The following is a 24,667-nucleotide window of genomic DNA, read 5'->3' on the forward strand; positions in this document are numbered from 1 at the left end:
GGCTACATACCGCTGTGCGGCGCGGGCACCGCCTCGATCAACCGATCGACCAGCACGTCGGAGGTCACCTTCTCGGATTCCGCGTAGAAGTTCGGGATCACCCGGTGCCGGAGAATCGGGTGCGCCAGCGCGCGGATGTCCGCCACCGACACGTGGTACCGGCCGCTCATGAGCGCCCGCGCCTTCGACGCGAGAATCAGCGACTGCGAGGCGCGGAGCCCGGCGCCCCACTTCACCCAGTCCTTCACGAACGGCAGGTCCTGCTGCCGCCCCGGCCGCGACGAGTCCACCAGCCTGACCGCGTAGCGCGCGACGTCTTCCGCGACGACGACCTGCCGCACCAGCTGCTGGTACTCGAGGATCTCGGCGCCGTTCAGCACCCGCGCCGGCGCCGGACGCTCGGTGCCGGTCGTCTGGGTGACGACGCGCACCTCGTCGTCTTCGCTCAAGTACGAGACGACGATGTTGAACATGAAGCGATCGAGCTGCGCCTCGGGGAGCGGGTACGTGCCCTCCAGCTCGATCGGGTTCTGCGTCGCGAGCACGAAGAACGGCCGCTCGAGCGGATAGGTGCGCCCCGCCGCGGTGACGTGATACTCCTGCATCGCCTCGAGCAGCGCCGCCTGGGTCTTCGGCGGCGTGCGGTTGATCTCGTCCGCCAGGAGGATCTGCGCGAAGATCGGCCCCTTGACGAAGCGCAGGCTGCGATGGCCGTGCTCCTCGTCCAGCACCTCGGTTCCGGTGATGTCCGCGGGCATCAGGTCGGGGGTGAACTGGATGCGCTTGAACGAGAGATCCAGGATCTGCGCCAGCGTCTTGATGAGCAGCGTCTTGGCGAGCCCGGGCACGCCGGTGATCAGGCAGTGCCCGCCGGTGAACAGCGCCATCAGCACCTGATCGATGACCGCGTCCTGGCCGACGATCACCTTGCGAATCTCGGCGAGAATGCGCGCCCGGCCGGCGGCGACGCGTTCGGCGACGGCGGTCAGCTCCGCCTGCGGGGTCATATGCATCAGTGGGTCAGGGAGTAGATGATTTCGTTGATCTGCATCCGGTACGCCATCGCCGTGTACTTCACGAAGCCCGGATAATCGGCGGCGTTCGACCACTCCCAGCCGTCGCCCATGTCGACGTTCCAGTTGAACAGCACCATGGCGCGGCCGTGGTCGTCCTCGATCGCGCGGAGCGTCGGCACGTAGCCGCCCTTCTCCCACGTCCGCCCTTGCAGGAACGAACCCAGTCCGGGCATCGCCGGATAGCCGTCGAGCTTGTAGAAGCAGCTGAAGATCGGGTGCTCCTTCGGCAGGTCGATGATCCTGCGCTCGGGAAACACGCGCTTCATCTCGCGCTCGGTGTGGGCCCACTCGATCGGCCCGTGGAAATCGTCGAACGTCAGCGTGCCGCCGCGCAGCAGGTATTCGCGCAGGATCGGCACCTCGGTCTCTTTCAGCCGCATGTTGCCCGGCTCGACGATGTAGATCCACGGATGGTTGAACAGCTCCGGATCCTCGATCGTCAAGTCGATGGGATCGTTGACCTGGATGTTGGTGGCGGTGCGGACCCGCCGCGAGAGATTCCACTCCGCCGCCGGCGCGTCGATATACCACGGCTCGTCGATGTAGCTGAGGCCGACCCGCGGCAGCGTCCAGGCGGTGTACTTGATGCGGACGAAGGTCCACTGCAGCCCGGCGAACCGTGCGTCGGGCGCCGCGGGAACGGGCGGCGGCTGGGCGGCGACGCCCACCGGCGCCAGCCCGGCCAGGCCGGCAGGCGCAGCGAGCCAGAGGGCTGCGCCGAGCAGCCCGAGGGCCGCCGCGCCGCACACCTTCCTCATTGCCTGCTGCCTGACTGCCCTCCGACCGCGTTCAGCAGCAGCTCCTGCGCGCGCTCGTAGCTGGGTGCGATCTCGAGCGCGGCGAGCGCTTCCTTCTTGGCTTCGGCCCGCATCCCGGCGAGCAGATAGCTCTCGCCGAGATCGCAGTGCGCCGCCGCCTTGTCGGCCGCGCCGGTCTGCAGCGCGGCGCGGAACTCGCGCATGGCAATCGCGTGGTCCTTGCGCTTCATCGCCAGCCGTCCGGCGCCGGTATGGGCCGCCGCGTCGAACGGATCCAGCGCCACGACACGCTCGAGCCCGAGGTTGAGCGCCCGGTCGTCGCCGGCGGCCGCCGCCAGGTCGACCAGCTTGCGCGCCGCGTCGACGTTGGTGTGATCGGCGGCGAGCACGGCTTCGTACTCCTTGATCGCGCGCGGCCGATCGTTCAGCTTCTCCGCCAGCTGCGCCATCACCGCGTGCGGACTCTCCGGGCCGATCGCCGTCGGCGCCAGCACCGCCGCCCGCTGCAGCGGCGCGTAGGCGGCGGCGTCGCCGCCGGCCGCGAGCGCCTTGCCCAGCGCGAGCTGCGCGACGAAGCTGTCGGGCCGGGCCGCCGCGGCCGCCTTGAGCGTGTCGATCGAACTGCGTTCGGCCGGCTTCTCCAGCACCGCCACGCCCGCCGGCGTTTTTGGCGCACCGGGATCGTGGAGCGCGCGCCGCATGGCGCCGAACCGATCCTCGAGCGCGTTGTCGAAGCTGACCTGCAGGGTGTCGATGTTCACCCCGAGCGCCCGCTGCAGCGCCGCGTCGTTGTCGATGCCGCCGGCATACGACTTCACCAGCGCGTTGAGCGCCCCCTGCCCTTTCGTCGCGACGATGTGGTCGACGAGCAGCGACGCCTGGTAGTAGGCCAGCGCGATGGTGTCGGGACGGGTGAACCCGGAGTTCAGGTCGCGCAGCTTGAGGACCTTGTTGCGATCCATGGCGCGCGCGAACGTCACTTCCATGTCGCGCCCCCACTCGGCGCGCTTCTTCGCTTCCTCGTGCACCGAGATCCCCTCGGTCAGCCAGCGCGGGATCCGCTGTTTGGAGAGCTGCAGCGTGACCACGTGCGCCATCTCGTGCCAGAGCGTCGCCTGCCAGCTGAACGTCCCGGGATCGCGCGCGCGCGGCGAATCCATCGTGACCACCCGGCCGAAGCAGGCGCCGAGCGCGCCGATCATCCCGGGCAGCCCGAGATTGCGCACCGCGAAGTCGTCGTGATCGGGGAAGATCTCGACCAGGATCGGACCGGCCGGCGTCACGCCGTACTTGGCCGACAGCGTCTTCAGCGCGTCCTGCGCCAGCGGCATGGCGTACTCGCGGAGCACCGGACTCTCGTCCCGGTGCATCTTGAGCACGATGTCCCCTTCCTTGACCGCGACGAACTGCTCGAGGTTGTCGAGCATCTTCAGCAGGTTGAAGGTGACGACGTCGAAGGGGTCGGCCTTCCACGATCGCTCGAGCGCGCGGCGCGCCCCGGTTTCGTCGCCGGTGCGCAGCAGGTGCATGCCGAGGTCGGCGGCGGCGCGGCTGTTCGACGGATCGAGCGCGAGCGCCTTCTCGGCGAGCGCCGCGGCCTCGTCGAAGCGGTAATGACTCGCCGCGTGCTGCCCGGCGAGGCGATACACCTCGCCGTACGCCGGATTGATCGCGAGAACCGTGGCCACCTGGCGGTCGTACGCCGCCTTGTCGTCCTTGACGTACGCCACGGCGGCGAGCATCGCATGCGCGTCGAGGTGCGAGGGGTTGAAGGCCAGCACCTTGTCGATCTCGGCGCGCGCCTCCTTGTCGCGATCGTCGTCGAGGTGGAGCCCGGCGAGGAGCAGCCGCGCGTCGGCGAGATCGGGATCGATCGCCAGCGCCCTGGCGGCCGCCATCGCGGCCTTTGGCGGATCCTCGTTCTCGAGCACGCGGGCGAGGCCGGCGTGCGCCGGGGCCCATTCCGGATCGATCTCGATCGCCGCTTCGAACGACTTCAGCGCCTCGGGGCTGTTGTACTTCTCGAGGAACAGCCGCCCCCACGCGGTCTCGACGATCGCCTTGTGCGCGCCGGCGCGCTCCGCTTCGCGGAAAAAGACGTTGGCGTCGCGCGGCCGGTTCAGCGCGTGCGCGGCGCGCCCGGCGCGAAAGAGCGCGTAGGGTTCCGAAGCCGTCTGCCCGGCGCGGAATACGGCGTTCAGCAGCGGCTGCGCGTCGGCCGACCGGCCGATGCTGCGATACAGCAGCGCCAGCTCGAGCGCCGCCTCGCCGGCCGGCTCGCGCGTCGCGATCGGTTCGAGCAGCGCCTGCGCCTCCTTGTACTGGCCGCGCGCCGCCGCGAGCTGCGCCAGCACGGCCGCAGCGGCCGCGTCAGCCGCCCCGCGGGCGTTCGCCAGCCTGGCGGCCTCGTCGCGCTTGCCGTGCGCGATCGCGGCCGCCGCCGACAGCGGGAACTCCTGCGGCGCGGCGGCGGACTGGGCGCGGCGGATGGCCGAGCCGGCGGTCGCGAAACAGACGAGCAGCGCCAGTGCGATCAGCAGCGCTGAGGGAAGGCGACGAATCATCGAATTCGCTCGATTATAGACCACGGCAGACGGCTCTCCGGGCGCGGTGAAGCAGGGTCCGTGCCGGTTAAGACGCCTCGATCAGAAGAGTGGCCGCCAGGTGAAGAACAGCGCCGCGGCGAGCCCCTGGCCAATCGCGAACGCGGTGACGACCTGCGGGACGGCGCGCGGCGGGACCATCGCCGCGAGCGCGATGAACAGGGGAAACAGCGTCGACGTCAGGCGTCCCATCGACAGCACGCCGCCGGCGAGCAGCGGCGGAATCACGGTGATGACGACGAAGAGCGCGAGCGCCCATCCGAGGCGCCGCGCCACCGGCCACACCATCGCGAGCGCGAAGATCAGGCCGAGGCTGTTCATCGTGTCGTAGGGCACGTTCTGCACCACCGTCAGCAGCCCCTCGTCGATCAGCCAGCCGTAGGCGCGCCCGACGGGCGCGAGGCCGGCAAACGACCGGCCCCACGTTTCCTGCAGCCGCGCCCACCCGAAGAAGTCCCCGGTGAGCTGGTGGATGTACGCGGAATACAGCAGCATGCCGAAGCCGGGTGCGGCGGCGGCAAGCACCGCCCTGGCGGCGTCGGCGCGCGGCGCTCTCGCCAGCTCGCGGTACCGCTCGATCAGCATCACCGCGAGCACGACGCTCAACAGGCATCCATTCGGGCGCGTCAGGCCGACGAGCAGTCCCCACGCGGCGGCGATCGACAGCTCGCGGCGGCGGAAGTGGTACACGCACCCGAGACAGCCAAGCAGGAACAGCGATTCGGTGTACGGCGCGCTGAAGAACACCGCGAAGGGATAGGACGCGAGCAGCGCCACGGCCGCCGGCGCCCGCGCTTCGCCGACGGTCTCGGCGGTCAGCCGCCACAGATACACCGCCGCCCAGCCGAACGCGGCGAATGAAATCAACACGCCGGCCCACAGCAGGCGTGCGATCCGCACGTCGTGCGGCACGCGCGGCGCGAACGCGCCCAGCGGATAGCCCGCGATCCTGGCGAGCATCGGAAACGCCGGAAAGAACGCGATGTTCTGCTGGCGGTCCCACCGCCCCTGGAACGAGTAGCCGTCGAGCGCGATACCGCCGTACCAGCCGGCGTCGAAGCGCGCGGGCAGGTTCAGCAGCGGCCGCGGCGAGAGCGTGAAACCCGCCAGTTCCGGCGCCACGCCGATCGTGTTCACCGCCATGTAGCCGACCAACAGCGCCGCGACGCGGGTAGCGACGGCGGCGGGGACGATCGCCGCCGCCGTGCCGTCCCGGCGGGCGCGATAGCCGCGAAGCAGCCGCCGATGCAGCGGATCCGCCGGGTTGGCGGCGTGGCGGATCGCGACCAGCGCGAGCGCGATGAAGAGCAGCCGGCCGGCCCCGTGCACGCTGATCGGCAGCGGGCCGAGCTGCAGGTTGAAGCCGCCGAACACGGCGACGAACGACGCGAGGCACAGCGCGACGACGGCAGCGGCGTCGGCGGCGGCGGTGAGGCGGCGCTTCATCTCTTCTCGGAAGGGCCCCGCCCCTCGGGCTCTCCTGCACGCACTCGTGCGGGCCTCACCGGCGCGCTCCGTTCGCGTGGTCACTCGCTGCCGCTCGTTCGCTCGCCGGGGCCTCCGTGCCGCTCATTCTACTCTGCCGCAACGCGGCCTCCTCGACGAGGACGCGCCGCCGCATCAGCAGGCAGAACCCCGCCACGGCGAACGGGCCGGTGAGAAGCGCGCTCATCGCGATGGCGACGCCGAGCAGCTCGCCGGCCACGCCGGCATAGTTGGGATGCGCCAGCCAGCGATAGGGCCCGCGGCGGATGCGCGCACCCCCCGGCGGGACCAGCACGCGAAACGTCCAGCGGGGGCCGAGCGTGACGATGGCCCAGTACTTGAGCGCCTTGCCGGCGGCGAAGACCGCCGTGCCGATGGCGAACCCGGCATCGGCGCCGACCGATCGCGCCGCCCCTTCGGCGAGCATGGCGAGAAAGCAGGCGGGATACGCAAGCTGCATGATCCGGTAGACGTCGCCGGCCGGCTCGATCGCGCCCGCGGCGCGGAGCGCGCGCTCGTTCGTCGAGGCGAGCAGCGCCTCGACGATCATCGCCGCGAAGATGACGGCGCCGGCAACAGCGATCATCGGATGGCCGGCAGGTCCGCGGCGAACGCGATCGTCCGCTGGAGGATCCACGGCGCGGCGTGCGCGACGCGGCCGGCGAGCGCCACGGTGAGGTCACGGCTGACCAGCGCCCGCAAGGTACGGTTGAAGCGCCACTTCGCCGCGAATTCGCGGCGGCGCAGCCGCGCGAGCGTCAGGTGCGGCGCGCCGGCCGTCCCGGCCAGCGCCGCCAGGGCAGCCGTCGCCGCCAGCTCTCCCCCGCGGACCGCGAAGCGGAGTCCGTCGCCCGTCATCGGATCGATGAACCCCGCCGCGTCGCCGGCGAGCAGCAGCCCCGGCGCGCCGGCGCCGCGTGCATCGACCGCAAGCGGACCGAGCACGGCCGGCGGCGCGATCATCCGCGCGGCGTCGAAGCGGTCGCGCAGCTCGGGATCGCGCGTCACCGCCTCGAGCAGCAGCGAGGCGGAATCGTCGTGCGCCGCGTCGCGTTCGACGACGAGGCAGACGTTCGCGTCGCCCGACGGCAGCGGCGCCACGCCGATGTAGCGCGCCGGGCGGACGTGCATCTCGCCGAACCGCGACAGGCCGGCGACGCCGGTGAAGTAGGCGCCGATCGCCCAGCGCCGCGGCCGCCGCGGATGGCGCAGCAGCCCGGCGCCCAGCGCGACGCGCGATCGCCGGCCGTCCGCCGCGATCACCAGCGGCGCCGGCACGCGGACGTCGCGGCCGTTCCGTCCCGCGATGACGACGCCGCGGACCGTGCCGTCCGCGCCGAGCAGCGGACCACGGACGACAACCCCTTCCTCGATCCGCGCGCCGGCCTGCGCGGCCGCGGCGGCGAGCGCCGCGTCGAGATCGCGCCGCAGGAGCGACAATCCGCGCGCGCCGCTCCCGTACTCGCACCGCACGCGGACGCCGTGCTGCCCGGTCACCACCATGCCGTCGATCGGCAGCGCGGTCTGCTCGAACGACGCCGTCAGCCCGAGCCGGCGCAAGACCGCGAGCGCGCCGGGGTTGATCGTGTCGCCGCACAGCTTGCCGCGCGGGAACCGCGCGCGATCGACGATCAGCACGCGCGCGCCGCCGCGGGCGAGAACCGCTCCCGCCACCGACCCGGCGGGTCCCGCCCCGGCAACGATCACGTCGAACATTTGCGAGGGGGGAGGTGGCCGTTCATTGGGCGTTGGTACCTGGGCGATGGGCCGTTGACCGCGGCATCAGCGGGGAGCGCCCAGCACGATGGCGCTGTTCTTCGACCCGAAGCCGAGACAGTTGCACAGCGCTGCCGCCGGCGCGGCCGCGCGGCCGGTATTCGGGATGAAGTCCAGGTCGCACGCCGGGTCGGGCGTGTGCTGGTTGATGGTCGGGGGGAGGAAACCGCGTGACAGCGCCAGCGCGCTGGTCACCACCCCGGACGCGCCGCTCGCGCCCTGCGGATGGCCGATCATCGACTTGGTCGACGAACCGGGCACGGCGTCGGCGCGCGCGCCGAACAGGCGGCGGACGCATCGTGCCTCGACCGCGTCGTTCAGCACCGTGGACGTCCCGTGGTAGTTCACGTAGCCGATCTCGTCGAGCGCGCGTCCCGAACGGTCGATCGCCAGCTGCATGGCCCGCACGATCTGCTCGCCGTCCGGATCCATCTGCACGCGGTGATAGGCGTCGCACGTCGAGCCGTAGCCCTCGACCGTGGCGTAGATCGGCGCGCCGCGCGCCCGCGCGCGCTCCTCGCGCTCGAGCACCACCATCCACGCCCCCTCGCCGAGCACGAACCCCTCCCGACCGAGATCGAACGGCCGCGACGCTTCCGCGGGGCGATCGTTGTAGCTCGTCGGCACCGCGCGCATCCGGCCGAAGCCGAAGATCATGCCGGGGGTGACGCACGCGTCGGCGCCGCCGGACAGGACGACGTCCGCATCGCCCGATCGGATGAGCGATGCCGCGTAGCCGATCGCGTCGGTCGAACTCGTGCAGCCGGTCGAGAGCACGTGGCTCATGCCGTGCAGCTCGAGCGCGATGGAGATCTCGCTGGAAATCATCCCGACGATCGACACCGGGATGGCGTAGGGCGTCACCCGTTTCCAGCCGTCCGTGAAGAACTCGTAATACTGGCGCTCGGCGACGTCGATGCCGCCGGCGCCGCTGCCCACGAGCACGCCGGCGCCGGGTTCGTTCAGCCGCAGCCCCGCGTCCGCCCACGCTTCGTGCGCCGCGAGGACGGCGATGAGCGAGGCGCGCGAATAGCGCCGCGGATCGGGGCGGCCGTTGCCGTGCCCGTTGCCGTTCCCCGCGTGCGCGGCGAGCGGCACGGCATCGTCGATGGAGCAGCCGGCGGGCACCGGGGCCGCCACCTGGCAGGGAAACGGCGAGGCGTCGAACGCCGTGATCGCGCGTGTCGCGCTGCAGCCCCGCGACACGCCGGCCCAGAACCGCTCGCGGCCGACGCCGTACGGGGACACGACGCCGATGCCGCTGATCGCCACTCGATTCGTCAATCACCACTCGACAGTCAGTGACTCGCCAACCGGCAGTCGCCAGTCACCACCTCGGATCATACCCCCGCGGCTGCGCTATTCTTGATGGGATGCCGCTACGTCGAACAGCCGCGCTTCTGGCGATCTGGTGCGCATGCGCGGCGCCGGCGGCGCGGCCGGCGCCCGCCCGCGTGCCCGACGCGGTGGTCCGCGCGATCGACGCCGTCTCGACCGCGGATCTCCGGACCTACGTCGAAACGCTCGCCAGCGACAGGCTCAAAGGGCGCGGCGTGGGTGAAGCGGGCAACCGGCAGGCGGAAGAGTTCATCTGCGACGCGCTGCGCAGGAACGGCGTCACCCCGGCGGGGGCCGACGGCAGCTGCTACCAGCCGGTGGAGATCGCGCAGCCGTCGCTCGGCCCGCGCTCGCGTCTGCTCGTCACGCGCGGGGACGGCTCGACGCTGCAGGAGATCCGCGGCGGGTCGGACTTCTATCCGCTGCCCGACACCGGGAGCCGCGCCGCCAGCGGACCGCTGGTGTCCGCCGGCTACGGCATCACCAGCGCGGAGCGCAGCCACGACGACTATGCCGGCGTCGATGCCCGCGGCGCCATCGTCATGATTCTGGACGGCGCGCCGGAACCGCTGCGCGGGGACCGTCAGACGGTGTTCGCGTCCAAAGTACAGAACGCGACCGCGCACGGCGCCCGCGGTCTCCTCGTGGTCACCGAGAATCCCGCGGCTGCCGACCAGGTGTGGCCCGAGCGGGGCTCGCGGAGTGCGACCTACCGGCTCGCCTCGGACCTGCGCAGCGCTCCGCCCCTCGCCACGCTGTCGGCGAAAGCGGCGCAGCCGCTGCGCGATGCGCTCGCGCGCGGAGCCACCCTCGAAGCCACGCTGGCGCCCGACGTGGAAGAGCGGACGGTCACGGTGCGCAACGTGCTCGGGCTGGTCGAGGGACGCGACCCGGCCAGGCGCGGCGAGATGATCGTCGTCGGCGCGCATCTCGATCACGACGGGACCGACGCGCAGGGACGGATTTACAACGGCGCGGACGACAACGCCTCGGGTACCGCGGCGGTGATCGCCGCGGCCGCCGCCATGGCCCGCGCCGCCGCGGCCGGCGAGCGGCCGGCGCGCTCCGTCCTGTTCGCACTGTGGAACGGGGAAGAGAAGGGCTCGCTCGGCGCGTTCGCCTTCGTCGCCGCGCCGCAGCCGGCCCGCCGCGTCGTCGCCAACCTGAATCTCGACATGGTCGGCCGCAACGAAGAGGTGCCCAATCCCGCGGACTGGCGCTTCGCCGGCATGCCGAAGGTTTCGGCGGCGAGCAGCGTCAACACGCTGCACGTGCTCGGCTACAGCTATTCGCCCGACCTGGCCGCCGACCTGCGCGAGGCGAACGAGGCGATCGGGCTGACGTTGAAGGAAGACTACGACTACGGCATTCACAATCTGGTGCAGCGGTCGGACCAGTGGCCGTTCCTGTCGCGCGGAATTCCCGCGCTGTTCCTCACCACCGGTCTGCACCCCGACTACCACACGCCGGACGACGACGCGGCGCGGATCGATTTTGGCAAGCTGACCCGGGTGGCCCGTCTGGCGGCGCGCGCCGCGTGGATCGTCGCCGACGACGCTGCCGAGCCGGCTTTGAAGAAACGCTGATGGCTGAAACGACGCAGACTCCCCCGCTCCCCAACGAACTGCCGGTCGTGCCGCTCCGCGGCGCGGTCGTGCTGCCGCTCACCGTGGCGCCGCTCGGCGTCAGCCGGCCGCCGTCGGTCGAGGCGGTGAACAAGGCCCTCGCGGGCGACCGCATGGTCCTGCTTCTCCTCCAGAAGAACGACCACGACGAGCCGGGTATGGACGACCTCCACCGCACCGGCACGGTCGGCATCGTCCGGCAGATGGCGAAGGGCCAGGGCGGCATGCGCGTGCTCGTCGAGGGGGTGGCGCGCGCCCGCGCCGAGTTCCTGCAGAACGGCAAGGGGCATCTGACCGCGCTGATCAAGCCGCTCCCCGAACCATCCGAGCGCTCGCTCGAGATCGACGCGCACGTCCGCAGGCTGCAGGAACTGGTCGACAAGGCGCTCTCGCTCGCCACTGGCCTCTCGCCCGACATCCGGACGCTGGTCACGTCGCTGGACGATCCGCTGCGCATCGCGTATCTGCTCGCCAGCCTGCTCGACATGAAACCGGAGGACAAGCAGCGGCTGCTCGAAGAGAACAGCGTCGCCGTCAAGCTCGACGCGGTGTCGAACGCGCTCGCGCGCGAGATCGACGTCCTCGAACTGAAGGGGCAGATCGAGTCGCGCGCCGAGAAAGAGATGACCGACGCGCAGCGGCAGTATGTCCTGCGCCAGCAGCTCAAGGCGATTCAGAGCGAGCTCGGCGAAGGGGACGGCGAGGCCGCCGAGCTGCGCAAGCGCGTCGCCGACGCCGGTCTGCCCGACGCGATCGCCGCGGTGGCGAACCGCGAGGTCGATCGTCTCGAGCGGATGACTCCCGCCGCGCCCGAGTACCAGATGATCCGCACGTACCTCGACTGGCTCCTCGAGGTGCCGTGGGCCAGGCGCACGGACGACCGCCTCGATCCGGTCGAGGCGCGGCGCGTGCTCGACGAGGATCACTACGATCTCGACAAGGTCAAGGAGCGCATCGTCGAGTACCTGGCCGTGCGGAAGCTGAAGGGGGACATGAAGGGTCCCATCCTCTGCTTCGTCGGCCCGCCCGGCGTCGGCAAGACGTCGCTGGGCCAGTCGATCGCCCGCTCGATGAACCGCAAGTTCGTGCGCATCTCGCTCGGCGGCGTGCGGGACGAGGCCGAGATCCGCGGGCACCGCCGGACCTACATCGGATCGATGCCCGGACGCCTGGTGCAGGCACTCAAGACCGCGGGATCGATCAACCCCGTGCTGATGCTGGACGAGATCGACAAGGTCTCGGTCGGCATCCAGGGCGATCCCGCCGCCGCGCTCCTCGAGGTGCTCGATCCGGCGCAGAACCACACGTTCCGCGACCATTACCTCGAGGTGCCGCTGGATCTCTCCAACGTCCTCTTCATCGCCACCGCCAACCAGCTCGGGACGATCCATCCGGCGCTGCTCGATCGCATGGAGATCATTCACCTGAGCGGCTACACCGAGGAAGAGAAGATCCACATCGCCAAGATGTACCTGGTGCCGCGGCAGCGGGAGGAGCACGGTCTCAAGCCGGACCAGCTGGCGATCGACGACGACGCGCTGCGGCGGGTGATTGCCGAATACACGCGCGAGGCCGGCGTTCGCTCGCTCGAGCGCCAGATCGGAACGCTGGCGCGCAAGGTGGCGGCTCGCGTCGCGACGGACGCCTCGTACGTCGGTCACGTTCGCGTCAAGGACGTGCCCGACTATCTCGGTCCGGCGCGCAACCGCTCGGAAGGATCGTTCCGCCTGTCGCGTCCCGGCGTCGCCACCGGACTCGCCTGGACGGAGGTCGGCGGCGACGTGCTCTACATCGAAGCCGTGCTGCTGCCCGGCGGCAAGGGACATCTCACCCTGACCGGACAACTGGGCAACGTGATGCAGGAGTCGGCGCGGGCGGCGCTCAGCCACGTGCGGCAGCAGGCGGCGGCGCTGGGGATCACGCCGGAGACGCTCAGTCACCAGGACATTCACATTCACGTGCCCGCCGGCGCCATCCCGAAGGACGGACCGTCGGCCGGCGTCACGATGGCGACCGCGCTGGTCTCGGCCGCACGCGGCGTGCCGGTCCGCGCCGATGTGGCGATGACCGGCGAGATCACGCTGTCCGGGCTGGTGCTCCCGATCGGCGGCGTGCGCGAGAAGTCCCTCGCCGCGCGCCGCAGCGGCATCAAGACGGTGATCCTGCCTCAGGGCAACATGCAGGATCTCGTCGAGCTGCCGGAGGAAGTGCGCAAGGACATGACGTTCGTCGCCGCGAGCACGCTGGACGACGTGCTGAAGGTGGCGCTGCCCGACGTCGCCGGTCCGGGCGCGGTGGGCAGCGTCGCCGACGCGGGCAGCGCGCCCGCCGCGGCCAGGGCGTGACGGTCGCCTTCTATATCAGCGGTCACGGCTTCGGTCACGCCTCCCGTCAGATCGAGATCATCAACGCCCTCGCGGCGCGCCGCCCGGACGCGCGGGTCCTCGTCCGCTCCACGGCGGCGCGCTGGCTGCTCGAACGCACGATCGCAGCCCGCTTCGACCTGATCCCGGATCCCACCGATACCGGCGTCATCCAGATCGACAGCCTGCGCCTCGACGCCGCCGCGACGATCGCCGCGGCGCGCGAGTTCTACCTCACGCTGGAGGCGCGCGCCGATGCCGAGGCCCGGCTGCTGCGCGCGCGGCGCGTCGATCTGGTGATCAGCGATGCGCCTCCGCTGGCGTGCGCCGCTGCCGCCAGAGCGGACCTGCCGGCAGTCGTCGTCTCGAACTTCACGTGGGACTGGATCTACGAGGGCTATCGCGAGCACCTCGCGGCCGCACCCGATCTGATTCCGACGCTGCGGGCGGCCTATCGTCACGCCGCTGCCGCGTGGCGGCTGCCGCTGCACGGGGGGTTCGAGACGTTTGCCGGCGCGTCGCGGCCCGACACGTCGGCGGCGCGAGGCCTCACCGACGTGCCGTTCGTGGCGCGGCACTCGTCGAAGGCGCCGGCGGAGACGCGCGCGCGACTGAAGCTTCCGCCGGACAAGCGGCTCGCCCTGCCGTCGTTCGGCGGTTATGGTCTGCCCGGCCTCGACCTCGATAGCGTGAGCCTGCCGGAGGGATGGGAAATCGTCCGCGGACTGGGCGGCGCCGAGGTCTACGACGCGGGGCTCAGCTATCAGGATCTCGTCCGCGCCGTCGACGTCGTCGTCACCAAGCCCGGCTACGGCATCGTGTCGGAGTGCATCGCGAACGGCACGCCGCTCGTCTATACCGAGCGCGGCGTATTTCCCGAGTACGACGTGTTCGTGCGCGAGATGCCGAAGTACGTGCGCTGCGCGTATCTGGACAATTCGTCGGTGCTCGCCGGCCGGTGGTCCGCTGCCGTCGAACGGGCGGCGAACGCGCCGCCGCCGGCGGAGCGCCCGCGCACCGACGGCGCCGAGGTGATTGCGGCGATGATTGCCGGCTTCCCCCGCGGCGGCTGAGATTCAGAACGGCGTGCCCAGCGACCTCTGACTGCGGGGTGAAGAGTTCCGCGCCGTTCTCGGTGATGTGGAGATCGGCGCCGCGGCGGCGCGCATCGATGTCAGCGACTCGAGGGGAGCCGGAGTCTGTGTGGCGGCGAGCGCGGCGGACGACGACCAGAGAAAGTCGCGTCGGGTGCGCATGCGGTCATCATGACCGCGCCGCTCACTTCACACAGGTGACGAGCGACCAGATGCGCGGCCAGTTCACTTTCTCGATCGAGACCGGCTCCAGCCCGGCCTGCGCGAGAAACGCCGGCAGGTCGAGGTCCGACTTGAAGCCGATGTGAATGGTGGCCGGGGAAATCAGGCGTTCGATGCGGGACAGGATCGGGTTGGGGCTGAGGAAGTGATTCAGGAAGATGATCCGCCCGCCGGGACGGCAGACGCGGCGCATCTCCTGCGCGACCTTGACCGGATCCGGGACGACGCTGATGAGATACGGCGCGTAGACGATGTCGAACGAATCGTCGGCGAAGCGCAGGTCCGCGGCGTCCATCTGCAGGAGCCGGACGGGGGCCGCGTCGGGCCGCGCGGCGCGCTCCCGCGCCTTTTCGAGCATCGACGACGAGAAATCGATTCCCGTCACGTCCGCTTCGCGCGGATACAGCGAGAGGTTGATGCCGGTGCCGACGCCGACCTCGAGCACGCGCTCCCCCGCCTGGATGTTCATGCGGTTGATCGCCTGCAGCCGCCCCGGATGGAGCGTCGGCCCGAAGAAGAGGTCGTAGACCTTCGCGAGCTTGTCGTAGACGTTCTCGACGAAGGCGTTTTCGACGGCCGCGACCGAGAGTGCCCGTGTCGCCGCGTCTCCTGTGACGTTATCGCTATCGGGCTTTCGGTCGAATAAGGCCATAGGCTCGGACTATATCCCGTGTCAGACCGGACGGGCAAGAAAATGGACCAGCCGCGATCTCAGGCGCCGACGGCGTCGATCACGGCCAGCGCCATGCCGACGGCCTTCGGCGCGGTCGAAATTTGCACGCCCTGTACCAACGATCGGACCTCGGCGGCGATCTCGCGCGCGATGGCCAGCCCTTCGTCGGCAGCGCGCCCGGCGGTGTCGGCGCGCCGCATCCGTTCGACGACCGCGTCGGGAACGCGCACCCCGGGCACTTCGTTGGCCATGAACTCGGCGTGGCGCACGCTCTCCAGCGGCATGACGCCGGCGATCACCGGAATGCGCGGCTCGCCGATCCGCGCGAGGAAGGCGCGCAGCTCGGCGACGTCGAACACCGGCTGGGTGATCGCGAACTCGGCGCCGGCGTCGACCTTGTAGGCGAAGCGGCGCAGCTCCTCGTCGACGTTCGGCGCGCCGGGATTGACGGCGACGCCGATGTGGAACGCCGTCGGCTGGCCGATCGGCTGGCCGCCGATGTCCAGCCCGCCGTTCAGACTGTTGACCATGTTGGTCAGCCCGATCGAATCGACGTCCGCCAGGGCGGTCGCGTCCTGGTAGTCGCCGACGCGCGGGGGATCGCCGGTGACGAGCAGCAGGTTGCGGACGCCCATCGCGTGCGCGCCCAGCAGGTCGGTCTGCATCGCGATCAGGTTTCGATCGCGGCAGGCGTAGTGCAGGATCGTCTCGACGCCGCACTGCTGCTCGATCAGGAACGCCGCCGCCAGCGCGCTCATCCGGGCGTTGGCCTGCGCCTGGTCGGGAATGTTGACGAGATCGACGCCGTGCTTCTTCAGATTGCGCGCCTGCGCGCAGAGCACGTCCGTCTGATAGCCGCGCGGCGGGGTCAACTCGACGCTGACCACGAAGCCGCCGCGGGCGAGCGTGTGCGCCATGCGCGACTTCTCGCCGCGGGCAACGCGCGGCACCGCGGGAGCGGCCGGCGCCGGCGCGCTTCCCCTGGCCGTGACCGCCGCGCCCGGCGCCAGCGAGCGCACCGCCGCTTTGATCGCGCGGATGTGATCCGGCGTCGTGCCGCAGCAGCCGCCGACCAGGCGCACGCCGGTGTTGATGAAGCGCCGTGCGTACGACGCCATGTATTCCGGCGACGACAGATACAGGTTGCGCCCTTCGACTTCCCGCGGCTTGCCGGCGTTCGGCTGCGCGGCGAGCTTGACGTGCGCGACCTGCGCCATCCGCTCGAGCGCCTCGAGCATCGCCGCCGGCCCGACGCTGCAGTTGAGGCCGACGACGTTGGCGCCGCGCGCCTCGAGTTCGGGGACGAAGATCTCCGGCGCCACGCCGTCGAGACTGTCGCCGTCCTCCTCGGTCGTCATCTGGGCGACGATCGGCAGGTCGCACACGCCGCGCACCGCGCGGATCGCGGCGCCGATCTCGTTCACGTCGCGGAAGGTCTCGAGCACGAACAGGTCGACGCCGCCGTCGAGCAGCGCCTGGGCCTGCTCGCGGAAGTACTGCTCCGCCTCGTCGACGCCGGTCTTCCCCCACGGCTCGACGCGGACGCCGAGCGGCCCGATCGCGCCCGCGACGTAGGCCTGATCGCGCGCCGCGTGCCGGGCGATCTTCGCGCCCTGCACGTTGATCGCGTGCACGCGATCGGCAAGGCCGAAGGCGGCGAGCTTGACCCGATTGGCGCCGAAGGTGTTGGTCTCGATGACGTCGGCGCCGGCGCGCGCGTATTCCTTGTGCACTTCCGCGACGAGATCGGGCTGGGTGAGATTCAGCTCGTCGAACGACCGGTTGAGGAAGATGCCGCGCGCGTACAGCATCGTCCCCATCGCGCCATCGCAGACGAGAACGTGCTGGTCCAACTCTTCGAGGAAGGGGGTCCGCATGTGTCGATCTGTCAATATTTTACCGTATTGATTCGAAGCGACGCGGTCTCAATCAGCAGGTAGCCCCGGGTGACGAGATCCAGCCCGATCGAGGGGACCCCCTCCCGGACCTGCTCCGAAAAGCGGTGATGGTGCCCGAAGAGGTGCAGCCGCGGCTTCATGGCCGCCAGGATTTCGTTGATCTGCGGCTTGCCCGCATCGGGTCCGCGCCCGTGCGGAAACGGACGGAACGGCCTGGCCGCCTCGTGGGTCAGGAGAATGTCGATGCCGCGGAGCGCCTTGCACGCGTCGACCTCCTCGCGGACGAAATGCCGCCGCTTGTCGGCGAGCTCGGTGGCTTTGGCACTGCCTTTCCTGGGATGCGGAAGATCGGCGGCCGCCGTGTCGTACCACGTCGGCGCGAAGGTGCCGCCCAGGCCGGCGATGCGCAGCGGCCCCACACTCGCGGCTGACGCATTGGCGATGTGGTGCAGGCCTCGCGGCAGATCGCCGGCGGCAATGGCGTCGAAGTTGTCGTTGTTGCCGTGAATCCAGTGGACGTCGGCGCCAAGCGGCTCGTAGCGCCCGTGTTCATCGGCGATGTCGCCGACGCACAGCCACGCGAGGATGTCAGGATGGCGGCTGATGACGGCGCGGGCTGAATCGAAGGCGCCGTGGATGTCGCCCAGAACCCCGATCATGGGAGGATTTGGAAATTTGGAAATTTGGGAATTTGGAAATCTGGGAATTTGGGAATCGACAAGATTTCCAAATTTCCAGATTTCCAGATTTCCAGATTTACTCGCTCGTCTGCGCGGGGACGAGCAAGTCGGCCTTGTCCCAGATGAAGTCCTTGTTGCTGTAGACCGCGAGCTCGTAGTCCTTGCCCATGAAGATCGCGGACACCGGGCAGGCTTCTTCGCAGTAGCCGCAGAAGATGCAGCGCGTCTTGTGGATCTGGTAGACCTTGGCGTAGCGCGGGCCGGCCTGCACCGTGCCGTCGTTCTCAGCCGCCTCGAGGTAAATCGCGTCCGCCGGACAGGCCACCGCGCACAGCCCGCAGGCGACGCACTTCTCGAGGCCGTTCTCGTCGCGCATGAGCACCTGTTTGCCGCGCCATTTCGGGAACACCGGGATCTTCTGGTCGGGGTAATTGACGGTCACCGGCTTCCGGAAGATGTGCTTGAAGGTGGTGGCGAAGCCGTGGATCAACGGACGGATCATCCTTGAATCATATCGTAAACTGCTAAGCAGACAGTGCCGCCGCAATCTCCCCACCTCGCGTCGGAGCGTGACCTGCTCTTCACGCTGATGGCGCAGCTCGCCGTCGGGGCGGTCCTGTCGACGATGCTGGTGCGGTTTCCGTGGTTCAGGCGCATCCTCCTGACCGAGAAGCGGGACTGGCCGGAGCGGCTGATCTTCGCCGCCAGCCTGGGGCTGCCGCTGACGCTGGGCGTGGTGTGGCGGCTCGTGCTCAACAACAACGGCGCCGACCTGACCCTGTCGGGCGCGTTTCTCGCCGGGCTCCTCGCCGGCCCGTACGCGGGCGCCATCGTCGGCGTCATGCTCGGCATCCCGCCGCTGTTCGCCGGCGAATGGGGCGCGCTCCCCTTCGCGATCGGCTGCGGGTTCGCCGGCGGCGGGCTCCGCGAGATCTGCCCCAAGGAAGCGATCTGGCACTTCTCGCCGCTGTTCTTCACCGGCCTGCACCGCCACGTGTGGCGGCTGGTCCGCCGCTTCGAGATCGACTGGGTGGTGATTCTCCTGGCCACGCCGATCGGACTCGCGCTGATTCAGCAGGCGGTCGGCTACCGCTGGCCGCTGCGGCTGTTCGTGATCCCGGCGCACACCACGGGCATGTGGGTCGCGGTGCTGATCTGCGCGGTGCTGTCGGTCGCGATCCCGATCAAGATCTGGAACAGCGCGCGCATCGAGCATCGCCTGCAGGAGCAGGAGAAGCTGCTCATGGCATCGCGCCTCGACGCGCTCTCCAGCCAGATCAATCCGCACTTCCTGTTCAACACGCTGAGCTCGATCTCCTCGCTCACGCGATCGCAGCCGGAGACGGCGCGGACGCTCATCCTCAAGCTGTCGGGGCTGCTGCGGCGGCTGCTGCGCAGCCAGGATCACTTCGTCACGCTGCGCGAGGAGCTCGAGGCCATCGACGAGTACCTCGACATCGAGAGCATCCGCTTCGGTCCGTCGCTGACGATCGAGAAGCACATCGATCCGGCGACGCTCGGGCTGGTGGTTCCGAGCATGATTCTGCAGCCGCTGGTCGAGAATTCCATCAAGCACGGCCTCGCGCAGAAGCTGGGCGAGGGACGGATCACCATCCGCAGCCTCCGCGAGCGCGACCACGCGATCATCGACGTCATCGACAACGGCATCGGCATCCCCGCGACGGAGGCGGGGCGGGTCCGCGGCACCGGCATCGGCCTGCGCAACGTCAACGAGCGGCTGCGGGTGATCTACGGCGCCAACTACCAGCTGCAGCTCGACAGCGTGCCGGGCCAGGGGACGTGCGCGCGCGTGGTGATTCCCGAGACCACCGTCGCAGACCGGATCACCGCATGACGTCGGCGGCGCCGCTGCGCGCGATCGTGGTGGACGACGAACAGCTCGCGCGCGACGAGGTCTGCTTTCTGCTCGATCAGCTCGGCGGGGTCGAGGTGGTCGCGCAGGCGGGAAACGGTGTCGACGCGCTGACCGTAATAGAGGAGTACCAGCCGGAGCTGGTGCTGCTCGACGTCCAGATGCCCGGACTGACCGGGTTCGAGGTCGCGCGGCGGGTCGTCCAGGCCGGGATGGACTGCCACATCGTGTTCGTGACGGCGTTCGACCAGTACGCGCTCGACGCCTTCGAAGTCAACGCGGTGGACTACCTGCTGAAGCCGGTCGAGCCGGGGCGGCTGGCGACCGCGGTCGACCGCGTCCGGAAGCGCCTGGCGGCGGAAAAGGGGCCGCAGCGCGCCGACCTGGATCAGCTCCTCCAGATGCTGGGGGACCGGCAGGGGCGGCGGGAACAGCTGGCCATCAAGGTGGACGAGCGGTTCCTGCTGGTGCATGCAGACGAGGTGGTCCATGCCTCGGTCGAGGACGACCAGATCCGGGTTGTAACGAACAGCTTGTCAGGAACGTCCAACTATCGGACACTGGATGAACTCCAGACCCGGCTGGATCCGGCCGTGTTCTGGCGGGTGCACCGGTCGCACCTGGTGAACATCAATAAAATCAAGGAGATCGTGCCCTGGTTCAGCCGCAACTACATCCTCCGGATGAAGGACGGCAAGGGCAGTGAGATCCCTGTGAGCCGGTCGCAGACGCGGCGGCTCCGCGAGTATCTGAAGCTATGAACGACAGCAATCACGATCCGCGATTCGACGCACCGCCGCCGCCGGCCCACGACGCGCCGCCGGACGCTGACGTGTTCCATCCCGCGGACCCGGTGCTTGGCACGGCTGCCGATCCGAGCCTCGGTCCGTCCGCCGCCCCGCCGCCGCCCGTCGACAACGCGTCGGTGTGGCTGAATCGCGTCGGCGAGGAACTGGTCGCCTGGCTGAAGACGCTGGCGTCGGCCGCCGTCTACGCGACGCTGATCGTGACCTTCGGCTTCCAGGTCGCCCGCGTGGAAGGCATGAGCATGGCGCCGACGCTGCAGGACCAGGATCGGCTGATCGTCAACAAGCTCGCCTACCGGCTCGGCGATCCCAAGGTCGGCGACATCGTGATGCTCTACTATCCGCTCAAGCCGGAGAAATCCTTCGTCAAGCGGATCATCGCCGAAGAAGGCGATCAGGTCCGGATCGTGGACGGCCGCGTCTATCGCAACGACGTCCCGCTGGACGACAGCTTCGTGCCGCCCGACTACCGCAGCCACGACGACTGGGGCCCGAAGATCATCGACGAGGGCTACTACTTCGTCATGGGCGATCACCGCAACAACAGCTCCGACAGCCGGCACTGGGGACTGGTGCCCAAGAAGTACATCATCGGCAAGGTCCAGCTGCGCTGGTGGCCGATGGGGCACGCGAAGGTGTTCTGATCCCGGCGCGCCACCAGGAAGTCTCGCGGGTACTGACGCGGGTCCTGGTTCTCAACCTGGCCGTGGCGGCGGCGAAGCTCGTGCTCGGCTACGCCACCGGCGCGGTCAGCGTCCTCTCGGACGGCTTTCACTCTCTCACCGACTCCGCGTCGAACATCATCGGGCTCGTCGGGCTGCGCGCCGCGGGCAAGCCGCCCGACGCCGAGCATCCGTACGGCCACCGCAAGTTCGAGACGCTCGCCGCCGCCGCGATCTTCATCTTCCTCGTCTTCGCCGTCATGGAGATCGGCCGCACGGCGGTGGCGCGCTTCGGCAACCCGGTGCCGCCGGCGGTGACGTGGGTCAGCTTCGCGGTGATGGTGGCGACGCTGCTGGTCAACATGTGGGTGGTGCGCTACGAGGCGGGCCGCGGGCGGGCGCTGGGCAGCGAGCTGCTGCTCGCCGATGCGGTCCACACGCGGACCGACGTGTACGCCACCGTCGGCGTGCTCGCCTCGCTCGCAGGGGTCGCGTTCGGCTATCCGGTTCTGGACCCGATCGCCGGCGTCGCCATCGCCATCGTGATCGCGCGGACGTCGTTCGACATCGCCCGGGACACGTCGAGCATCCTCGCGGATCGCATGGTCATGGACGAGGACGACATCCGGCGGGTGGTGATGAGCGTCCCCGAGGTGATCGGCTGCCATCACATCCGGACCCGCGGCTCGCTGGATCACGTCTTTCTCGACCTGCACGTCTGGTTTCCGGAGGCGATGCCGCTGGTGCAGGCGCATTCGCTGTCGCACGAGGTGAAGGATCGGCTGATCGCGCGTTTCCCGCAGATCGCCGATGCCATCATCCACATCGAGCCGCCGCCCAACGCGAATACCTGAGCCCGCACCGCGCGCGAACCGCGCCCGGGGCCATGGGCTGGATCGTCTCGTTCGAGGACGCGATCCCGGATCCGCGATGCCGGATCCGGGATGATCGATCAGGGATTAAGGATTCGACGGCTAGGTGCTGAGCGCGCGGCGGCAGTACTCGAGGCACTTGCGCACTTCCGCCACCGGGGTGGAATCCGCGGGCACCGTGTACTCCAATTCGATCGACGCCGGGAACTTCCACTTGTTCTTCCTGACCAGCTGCAGCACTTCCTTGATCGGCGTCTCTCCCTGGCCGAAGGGCAGGTTCAGCGCGCAGTGCTCCGGCGTGGTGCGGTCCTTGACGTGGAAGCTCGAGACGCGATCGTGGTACTTCTGCAGGAACTGCATCGGCGTGCCGCCGATGTTGCCCGCCGCCACCCAGTGGCCGATGTCCACGTTCGCCATGTTGCCTTTCGAGAGGGCGAACGCCTTGTCGAAGGCGGTCATGCTCCCCTGCAGATGCGTGTGGTAGGCGGCGTAGATCTTCTTCTTCATCGCGAAATCGCCGACGCGCTTGAGGATGGCGTCCGCGCCCTCGCCGGTCGGCAGCTCCAGCGTCGTGTGAGTGCATCCGAGCGCTTCGGCGACGTTGAAGATGTACTCGTACTCCTCGTCCGACATGTTCGGATTGAGCTGCTTCCACGCGTAGATGGTGACGCCGGCGTCGTTGTACATCTTGCGCAGCGCCTTGAACGTGTCCATCGACACCGAGGTGCGCCAGGCCTTGACCTTCGCGTTCTGCTCTTCCTGAGCGGCGCGCTGCTCCGCCGTGAGTTCGCCGCGCCCGCGGCCGCCGCCGACATCAGGTCGTCCCCCGCCGCGCGCTCCGGGAAGCGCATCGCCGCGCGGCGCCGCGTTGCACGGCTGGCCGTTCCACGACGAGTCGAACTGCGCCGGAGGCGCGTCCGCTGCGCCTTCGCCGCGGCGGCCGCGGCCGGCGCCGCGGCCGCCGCCGGGCCCGGTTGACGGAATCCCGGCGAAGCTCTCGACCGGACCGCCCATCAGCTCGATGGCGCTGATGCCGGAGTCGACCACGTATTTCAGCGTCGCCTCGGCGCTCTGATCCGGCATCGCCCGGTAGCTGTAGGTGATCGCTCCGATCTGCACGCCTTCGATCAGCGAGTTCGGCTTCGCCTGCGCGAACGCACCAAAGATCGACTCTCCACGGCCCAGCAGCGCAGCCGCCGGGAGACCGGCGAGCGCCAGCCTTCCGAATTCCCGTCTCGTGTACGACATCGCTCTCTCCTCGGTCTTGATCCGAGGGCGTCGCCCCCGGACTCCCCTCCGCACGCGCTCGCGCGCGCCACCGGCACGCCCCCTGTGCGTGCTCACCCGCCGACGCCCGCTCGTCTAGGTGACGGCTTTGAGCTCCCACCCCTTGCGGAAGAACGGCTTCACGAACGTGTTCGCCTCGCGGCTGTTCGTGAACGCCATCTTCTTCGCGTCCCACAGCAGCTTGCCGGGCACGCGCGCCGCGATCGCGCCGAGCACCATCCACTCGGTGTACGGCCCGGCGATGCCGAAGTGCGAACACGCCGCCTCGCCCCCCTTGCAGGCGCGGATCCAGTCGCGCTGATGTCCCGGCGATCGCGTCAGGCTGCGCGGCGGCAGCTTGTAGTCCGCCCAGCGGCTGCCCGGCAGGAGCCCGACGCTCTCGCCGCGGCCGCCGGTGCCGAGGTAGCCCCTGGTCCCGACGAACACGGTGTTGTAGCCGCTGCCCTGCGGCGCAGCGCCGCCGCGGGCGCCGCCGCCGCCGCGGGCGCCGCCACCGCGGCCGCCGCGCGCGCCCTGCGTGCCTTCGATCTCCGGTCCCGTGCCCGGGATCGCACGCATCTGTTCGACCGTCATCCCCGCCGGCGTATACGGCTCCCCGGTATCCGACCAGTAGATGGCGACGGGCGGCATCGTGCCGCGCGCCGCGAACTCCCATTTCAGCGCGACGCCGCCGCGCGGGAACGTATACGGGCTCTGCCCCTCGCCCAGCTTGAGGCACTCGACGCTGACCGGGCTGCCCAGCCGCAGTGCGAGATTCGCCGGCCCGAGCTGATGAATCCCCCAGTCGCCAATCAGGCTGGTCCCGAAGTCGTAGAAGCCGCGCCAGTTGAACGGCAGGTAGAACCCGTACTGCTGCTGGTTGTACTCCTTCCGGTAGGCATCGTCTCCCGAGGTGTACGGACGCATCGCTGCCGGACCGAGCCAGAGATCCCAGTCGAGCGTGTCGGGCACTTTCTCCGCCGCCGGCAGCGACTGCATGCCCTGCGGCCAGCTCGCGCGATTGCGGAACGAGTGCACCTCCGTGACGTCGCCGATCTCCCCCGACCAGATGATCTCGGCGGCGACGCGGGTCGCGTCATGGGAGTAGCCCTGGTTTCCCATCTGCGTGGCGACTTTGTACTTCGCCGCGGCCTCGGTCAGGAGCCGCGCCTCCCACGGCGTGCGCGTCAGCGGCTTCTCGACGTACACATGCTTGCCGAGCTGCATCGCGGCGAGCGCGACGTGCGTGTGCATGTGATCGGGCACGATCACGGTGACCGCGTCGATCGACTTCTCCTTCTCGAGCAGCTGGCGGTAATCCTTGTACTTCGCCGCTTTGTCCCAGCGCTTGAAGCCCTCCGCGGCGCGCGCCCAATCGACGTCGGCGAGCGCGACGATGTTCTCGGATTCCATCGCGCCGAGCACCTGGGTCGCGCGGCCGCCCGCGCCGACGCCGGCGATGTTCATCTTGCCGTTCGGCGACTGGTAGCCGAGGAACTTCAGGGACGGCACACTGCCGAAGCCGGCGCGCGGAATCACGCCGGCCAGGAGCGTGCCGAACAGGAAATGGCGTCGTGAGAAGTCGGTCATCGGGCCT

At 69.7% G+C, this 24,667-nt stretch carries 20 protein-coding genes; 7 read left to right on the plus strand and 13 right to left on the minus strand.

Annotation, left to right across the window (positions count from 1 at the left end):
- Window positions 1–2 precede the first annotated feature (2 nt).
- The 7 genes from VFK57_16975 to VFK57_17005 form a co-directional block, all read right to left on the minus strand.
- The gene (locus VFK57_16975) at window positions 3–1,013 is read right to left on the minus strand and encodes an AAA family ATPase (protein ID HET7697411.1); all 1,011 of its coding nucleotides are present in this window, start codon (window positions 1,011–1,013) and stop codon (window positions 3–5) included.
- Window positions 1,013–1,834, minus strand: coding sequence for a DUF4159 domain-containing protein (locus VFK57_16980; GenBank protein HET7697412.1), 822 nt, complete (start codon window positions 1,832–1,834; stop codon window positions 1,013–1,015). The genes VFK57_16975 and VFK57_16980 overlap by 1 nt, the downstream gene beginning before the upstream one ends.
- Window positions 1,831–4,398, minus strand: coding sequence for a tetratricopeptide repeat protein (locus VFK57_16985; protein HET7697413.1), 2,568 nt, complete (start codon window positions 4,396–4,398; stop codon window positions 1,831–1,833). The genes VFK57_16980 and VFK57_16985 overlap by 4 nt, the downstream gene beginning before the upstream one ends.
- Before the next feature lie 81 nt (window positions 4,399–4,479).
- Window positions 4,480–5,883, minus strand: a complete 1,404-nt coding sequence (locus VFK57_16990; protein HET7697414.1) for a mannosyltransferase family protein — start codon at window positions 5,881–5,883, stop codon at window positions 4,480–4,482.
- A 55-nt stretch (window positions 5,884–5,938) separates the two neighbouring features.
- Window positions 5,939–6,508 carry an isoprenylcysteine carboxylmethyltransferase family protein gene (locus tag VFK57_16995; protein HET7697415.1) on the minus strand — a complete coding sequence of 190 codons (570 nt, stop codon included), beginning with the start codon at window positions 6,506–6,508 and terminating at the stop codon, window positions 5,939–5,941.
- The gene (locus tag VFK57_17000) at window positions 6,505–7,638 is read right to left on the minus strand and encodes an NAD(P)/FAD-dependent oxidoreductase (protein HET7697416.1); all 1,134 of its coding nucleotides are present in this window, start codon (window positions 7,636–7,638) and stop codon (window positions 6,505–6,507) included. Before VFK57_17000 ends, VFK57_16995 begins: the two co-directional genes overlap by 4 nt.
- Before the next feature lie 66 nt (window positions 7,639–7,704).
- A complete protein-coding gene (locus tag VFK57_17005; GenBank protein ID HET7697417.1) occupies window positions 7,705–8,982 on the minus strand; it encodes a beta-ketoacyl-[acyl-carrier-protein] synthase family protein in 1,278 nt (425 codons plus the stop codon).
- Between the two features lie 89 nt (window positions 8,983–9,071).
- On the opposite strand from VFK57_17005, the gene VFK57_17010 reads away from it, so the two are divergent.
- Genes VFK57_17010 through VFK57_17020 form a run of 3 tightly spaced genes read left to right on the plus strand, consistent with a single transcriptional unit; the run spans window position 9,072 to window position 14,097 of the window.
- The gene (locus tag VFK57_17010; protein ID HET7697418.1) at window positions 9,072–10,622 is read left to right on the plus strand and encodes a M28 family peptidase; all 1,551 of its coding nucleotides are present in this window, start codon (window positions 9,072–9,074) and stop codon (window positions 10,620–10,622) included.
- Window positions 10,622–13,006 (plus strand): endopeptidase La, encoded by a 2,385-nt coding sequence (gene lon / locus VFK57_17015; GenBank protein HET7697419.1) that lies wholly within the window; start codon window positions 10,622–10,624, stop codon window positions 13,004–13,006. Before VFK57_17010 ends, lon begins: the two co-directional genes overlap by 1 nt.
- Window positions 13,003–14,097, plus strand: coding sequence for a hypothetical protein (locus VFK57_17020; GenBank protein HET7697420.1), 1,095 nt, complete (start codon window positions 13,003–13,005; stop codon window positions 14,095–14,097). The genes lon and VFK57_17020 overlap by 4 nt, the downstream gene beginning before the upstream one ends.
- 205 nt (window positions 14,098–14,302) lie before the next feature.
- On the opposite strand, the gene VFK57_17025 is transcribed toward VFK57_17020, so the two are convergent.
- The 4 genes from VFK57_17025 to VFK57_17040 all read right to left on the minus strand — a co-directional run bounded on the left by VFK57_17025 (window position 14,303) and on the right by VFK57_17040 (window position 18,093).
- Entirely contained in the window at window positions 14,303–14,992 is a 690-nt protein-coding gene (locus VFK57_17025) for a methyltransferase domain-containing protein (protein HET7697421.1), read from the minus strand.
- A 59-nt stretch (window positions 14,993–15,051) separates the two neighbouring features.
- Window positions 15,052–16,890 (minus strand): bifunctional homocysteine S-methyltransferase/methylenetetrahydrofolate reductase, encoded by a 1,839-nt coding sequence (locus tag VFK57_17030; protein ID HET7697422.1) that lies wholly within the window; start codon window positions 16,888–16,890, stop codon window positions 15,052–15,054.
- Between the two features lie 11 nt (window positions 16,891–16,901).
- Entirely contained in the window at window positions 16,902–17,570 is a 669-nt protein-coding gene (locus tag VFK57_17035; protein HET7697423.1) for a metallophosphoesterase, read from the minus strand.
- Window positions 17,571–17,667: 97 nt separating this feature from the next.
- Window positions 17,668–18,093, minus strand: a complete 426-nt coding sequence (locus VFK57_17040; protein HET7697424.1) for an NADH-quinone oxidoreductase subunit I — start codon at window positions 18,091–18,093, stop codon at window positions 17,668–17,670.
- 33 nt (window positions 18,094–18,126) lie between these two features.
- Here VFK57_17040 and VFK57_17045 point away from each other — a divergent pair, with 33 nt between their 5' ends.
- The 4 genes from VFK57_17045 to VFK57_17060 are packed head-to-tail and all read left to right on the plus strand — an operon-like array spanning window position 18,127 to window position 21,786.
- On the plus strand, window positions 18,127–19,446 hold the full coding sequence (locus VFK57_17045) for a histidine kinase (protein HET7697425.1): 1,320 nt from the start codon (window positions 18,127–18,129) through the stop codon (window positions 19,444–19,446).
- Window positions 19,443–20,225: a LytTR family DNA-binding domain-containing protein gene (locus VFK57_17050; protein HET7697426.1), complete on the plus strand. Its 783-nt coding sequence runs from the start codon at window positions 19,443–19,445 to the stop codon at window positions 20,223–20,225. The genes VFK57_17045 and VFK57_17050 overlap by 4 nt, the downstream gene beginning before the upstream one ends.
- On the plus strand, window positions 20,222–20,914 hold the full coding sequence (lepB, locus tag VFK57_17055) for a signal peptidase I (GenBank protein ID HET7697427.1): 693 nt from the start codon (window positions 20,222–20,224) through the stop codon (window positions 20,912–20,914). The genes VFK57_17050 and lepB overlap by 4 nt, the downstream gene beginning before the upstream one ends.
- The gene (locus VFK57_17060) at window positions 20,884–21,786 is read left to right on the plus strand and encodes a cation diffusion facilitator family transporter (GenBank protein HET7697428.1); all 903 of its coding nucleotides are present in this window, start codon (window positions 20,884–20,886) and stop codon (window positions 21,784–21,786) included. Before lepB ends, VFK57_17060 begins: the two co-directional genes overlap by 31 nt.
- A 120-nt stretch (window positions 21,787–21,906) precedes the next feature.
- Here the strand turns inward: VFK57_17060 and VFK57_17065 are convergent, their stop codons facing one another.
- Both VFK57_17065 and VFK57_17070 read right to left on the minus strand, forming a co-directional pair.
- Window positions 21,907–23,052 (minus strand): sugar phosphate isomerase/epimerase, encoded by a 1,146-nt coding sequence (locus VFK57_17065; protein ID HET7697429.1) that lies wholly within the window; start codon window positions 23,050–23,052, stop codon window positions 21,907–21,909.
- Between the two features lie 114 nt (window positions 23,053–23,166).
- On the minus strand, window positions 23,167–24,660 hold the full coding sequence (locus tag VFK57_17070) for a Gfo/Idh/MocA family oxidoreductase (protein ID HET7697430.1): 1,494 nt from the start codon (window positions 24,658–24,660) through the stop codon (window positions 23,167–23,169).
- Window positions 24,661–24,667: the final 7 nt, after the last annotated feature.

This window comes from Vicinamibacterales bacterium (assembly GCA_035699745.1).
Taxonomy (GTDB): Bacteria; Acidobacteriota; Vicinamibacteria; order Vicinamibacterales; family 2-12-FULL-66-21; genus JAICSD01.

Excerpts from the sequence above, each read along its gene's own strand:
- VFK57_16975 (HET7697411.1), bottom strand. The coding sequence starts at position 1,013 with ATGCATATGACCCCGCAGGCGGAGCTGACCGCCGTCGCCGAACGCGTC.
- VFK57_16980 (HET7697412.1), bottom strand. The coding sequence starts at position 1,834 with ATGAGGAAGGTGTGCGGCGCGGCGGCCCTCGGGCTGCTCGGCGCAGCC.
- VFK57_16985 (HET7697413.1), bottom strand. The coding sequence starts at position 4,398 with ATGATTCGTCGCCTTCCCTCAGCGCTGCTGATCGCACTGGCGCTGCTC.
- VFK57_16990 (HET7697414.1), bottom strand. The coding sequence starts at position 5,883 with ATGAAGCGCCGCCTCACCGCCGCCGCCGACGCCGCTGCCGTCGTCGCG.
- VFK57_16995 (HET7697415.1), bottom strand. The coding sequence starts at position 6,508 with ATGATCGCTGTTGCCGGCGCCGTCATCTTCGCGGCGATGATCGTCGAG.
- VFK57_17000 (HET7697416.1), bottom strand. The coding sequence starts at position 7,638 with ATGTTCGACGTGATCGTTGCCGGGGCGGGACCCGCCGGGTCGGTGGCG.
- VFK57_17010 (HET7697418.1), top strand. The coding sequence starts at position 9,072 with ATGCCGCTACGTCGAACAGCCGCGCTTCTGGCGATCTGGTGCGCATGC.
- lon (HET7697419.1), top strand. The coding sequence starts at position 10,622 with ATGGCTGAAACGACGCAGACTCCCCCGCTCCCCAACGAACTGCCGGTC.
- VFK57_17025 (HET7697421.1), bottom strand. The coding sequence starts at position 14,992 with ATGGCCTTATTCGACCGAAAGCCCGATAGCGATAACGTCACAGGAGAC.
- VFK57_17030 (HET7697422.1), bottom strand. The coding sequence starts at position 16,890 with ATGCGGACCCCCTTCCTCGAAGAGTTGGACCAGCACGTTCTCGTCTGC.
- VFK57_17035 (HET7697423.1), bottom strand. The coding sequence starts at position 17,570 with ATGATCGGGGTTCTGGGCGACATCCACGGCGCCTTCGATTCAGCCCGC.
- VFK57_17040 (HET7697424.1), bottom strand. The coding sequence starts at position 18,093 with ATGATCCGTCCGTTGATCCACGGCTTCGCCACCACCTTCAAGCACATC.
- VFK57_17050 (HET7697426.1), top strand. The coding sequence starts at position 19,443 with ATGACGTCGGCGGCGCCGCTGCGCGCGATCGTGGTGGACGACGAACAG.
- lepB (HET7697427.1), top strand. The coding sequence starts at position 20,222 with ATGAACGACAGCAATCACGATCCGCGATTCGACGCACCGCCGCCGCCG.
- VFK57_17065 (HET7697429.1), bottom strand. The coding sequence starts at position 23,052 with ATGTCGTACACGAGACGGGAATTCGGAAGGCTGGCGCTCGCCGGTCTC.
- VFK57_17070 (HET7697430.1), bottom strand. The coding sequence starts at position 24,660 with ATGACCGACTTCTCACGACGCCATTTCCTGTTCGGCACGCTCCTGGCC.